The following is a 2,363-nucleotide window of genomic DNA, read 5'->3' on the forward strand; positions in this document are numbered from 1 at the left end:
GTGATCAGCCCGGGCCGGCCCGCATGACCGACCGGCCCGACGATCCGGCCCGCGCCGGACGCGTCGTCGACTACCTCGAGGAACGCAACCGCCCCAAGCGCGGGCGGCCCGGTCACGACCTCGGCGCGGTGCTGGCGGCGGCCGTCCGGCTGTTCAACGAGCGCGGGTACGAGGCCACCAGCATGGACGACGTGGCCAAGCGGCTGGGCATCACCAAGTCCAGCCTCTACCACCACGTCACCGGCAAGCAGGAGCTGCTGCGGATCGCCGTCGACCAGGCCCTGGACGGATTACACGAGGCGATGGACGAGGTGGAAGGGCTCGACGCGCCCGCCCTCGACCGGCTCGAGTCCCTCATCCGGCGCAGCGTGCTCGTCCTCGCGGAGCGCCTGGAATACGTGACGTTGCTGCTGCGCGTACGCGGGAACACGGCGGTGGAGCAGCAGGCCCTGCTGCGCCGCCGGATCTTCGACGCCAAGGTCACCGAGCTGGTCAAGCAGGCCCAGGCCGAGGGGGCCATCCGCCCGGACGTGGACGCCGCCACCGCCGCCCGGCTGCTCTTCGGCATGGTCAACTCATTGATCGAGTGGTACAGCCCGCGCCGCGGCGGCGCGGCGGAGCTGGCCGAAACCGTCACCACCATCGCCTTCGACGGCCTGCGCACGAGGCAGTGAGGTTCACAGAGGAGACGACATGCAGGACCGTACCCCCCGCCCCGAGGATCTCGACCCGATCGAGCGAGCGTCCGTCGACGAGCTGCGGGCGCTGCAGCTCCGGCGCCTGCAGTGGTCGCTGCGCCACGCGTACGACAACGTGCCGCAGTACCGCAAGATGTTCGACGAGATCCAGGTCCACCCCGACGACCTGCGCGAACTGACGGACCTGGCGAAGTTCCCGTTCACCGACAAGGCGGTGCTGCGCGCGAACTACCCGTTCGACATGTTCGCCGTCCCGCGCGAGCAGATCTCCCGGCTGCACGCCTCGTCGGGCACGACCGGGCGGCCCACCGTCGTCGGCTACACCCGGCAGGACATCCGCACCTGGGCCGAGCTGATGGCCCGGTCGATCCGGGCCTCCGGCGGCCGGCGCGGCGACCGGGTCCACGTCGCCTACGGGTACGGCCTGTTCACCGGCGGGCTGGGCGCCCACTACGGCGCCGAGGAGCTGGGCTGCACGGTCATCCCGATGTCCGGCGGCATGACCGAGCGCCAGGTGATGCTGATCAACGATTTCAAGCCGGACGTCATCATGGTCACCCCGAGCTACATGCTGGCCATCGTGGACGAGATGCGCCGGCAGGGCATCGACCCGCGGAGCACGTCGCTGGCCGTCGGCATCTTCGGCGCCGAGCCGTGGACGCAGGACCTGCGGCGCGAGATCGAGGAGCAGCTCGACATCCACGCGCTGGACATCTACGGACTGTCCGAGGTGATGGGCCCCGGCGTGGCGACCGAGTGCGTCGAGACCAAGGACGGCCTGCACGTCTGGGAGGACCACTTCTATCCCGAGATCATCGATCCGCAGACCGGCGAGGTGCTGCCGGACGGCGAGCAGGGCGAGCTGGTCTTCACCTCACTGAGCAAGGAGGCGATGCCGGTCGTGCGCTACCGCACCCGGGACCTCACCCGGCTGCTGCCGGGCACGGCCCGGCCGATGCGCCGCATCGAGAAGATCACCGGCCGTACGGACGACATGATCATCCTGCGCGGGGTGAACCTCTTCCCGACCCAGATCGAGGAGCTGATCCTGCGCACGCCCGAGCTGGCCCCGCACTTCCAGTGCCTGCTCAGCCGGGACGGGCGCCTCGACACGATGACGGTGAAGGTGGAGCGCCGGCCCGGTGTCGAGCCGGTCGCGGCCGAGCTCGCGGGCCGGCAGCTGGCCACCCTGGTCAAGAACACGATCGGCGTGAGCGTGGCGGTGGCCGTGATCGAGCCGGACGGCGTGGAGCGCTCGGTGGGCAAGATGCGCCGCATCGTCGATCAGCGGCCCAGGGACTGATCCTCCGGCCGGGGCGGTGGCCCGGTGCTGCCCCGGACCACCAGCCGGGGGTTCAGGACGACCTCGAGCCGCTGCTTGCGGCCCTCGTCGAGGCGCTGGACCGCGGCGAGCACCGCGTGCCGAGCCTGGGCGGCGGCGTCCTGGTTGACGGTGGTCAGGTCGATGTGGACGAGATGCGCGAGCGTGCTGTCGTCGTACCCCACGATGGAGACGTGCCCGGGCACCTCGATGCCGGCGCGGACGAACGCGTCCATGACCCCGACGGCGCAGCGGTCGTTGGAGGCCAGGGGTGCCGTACGTCGGCAACGGGGTCTTCGCCGGCGCCGCGGGCATGGACAAGATCGTCACGAAGAAGCTGCTCG

General features: G+C 70.8%; 3 protein-coding genes. 2 read left to right on the top strand and 1 reads right to left on the bottom strand.

Annotation, left to right across the window (positions count from 1 at the left end; translation table 11 throughout):
- Window positions 1–23: 23 nt before the first annotated feature.
- Together AB0C29_RS44080 and paaK are read left to right on the top strand one after the other, a co-directional pair.
- On the top strand, window positions 24–674 hold the full coding sequence (locus tag AB0C29_RS44080; protein WP_360833727.1) for a TetR/AcrR family transcriptional regulator: 651 nt from the start codon (window positions 24–26) through the stop codon (window positions 672–674).
- Window positions 675–693: 19 nt separating this feature from the next.
- Window positions 694–2,001 carry a phenylacetate--CoA ligase PaaK gene (gene paaK / locus AB0C29_RS44085; RefSeq protein ID WP_360833723.1) on the top strand — a complete coding sequence of 436 codons (1,308 nt, stop codon included), beginning with the start codon at window positions 694–696 and terminating at the stop codon, window positions 1,999–2,001.
- Here paaK and AB0C29_RS44090 read toward each other — a convergent pair.
- Entirely contained in the window at window positions 1,983–2,255 is a 273-nt protein-coding gene (locus AB0C29_RS44090) for a substrate-binding domain-containing protein (RefSeq protein WP_360833725.1), read from the bottom strand. The two genes, paaK and AB0C29_RS44090, sit on opposite strands and share 19 nt — an antisense overlap.
- Between the last annotated feature and the right edge of the window lie 108 nt (window positions 2,256–2,363).

The organism is Actinoplanes sp. NPDC048791 (genome assembly GCF_040650095.1).
Taxonomy (GTDB): domain Bacteria; phylum Actinomycetota; class Actinomycetes; order Mycobacteriales; family Micromonosporaceae; genus Actinoplanes.

Coding starts and splice junctions, on each gene's coding strand:
- AB0C29_RS44080 (WP_360833727.1), top strand. CDS start 24: ATGACCGACCGGCCCGACGATCCGGCCCGCGCCGGACGCGTCGTCGAC.
- paaK (WP_360833723.1), top strand. CDS start 694: ATGCAGGACCGTACCCCCCGCCCCGAGGATCTCGACCCGATCGAGCGA.
- AB0C29_RS44090 (WP_360833725.1), bottom strand. CDS start 2,255: ATGGACGCGTTCGTCCGCGCCGGCATCGAGGTGCCCGGGCACGTCTCC.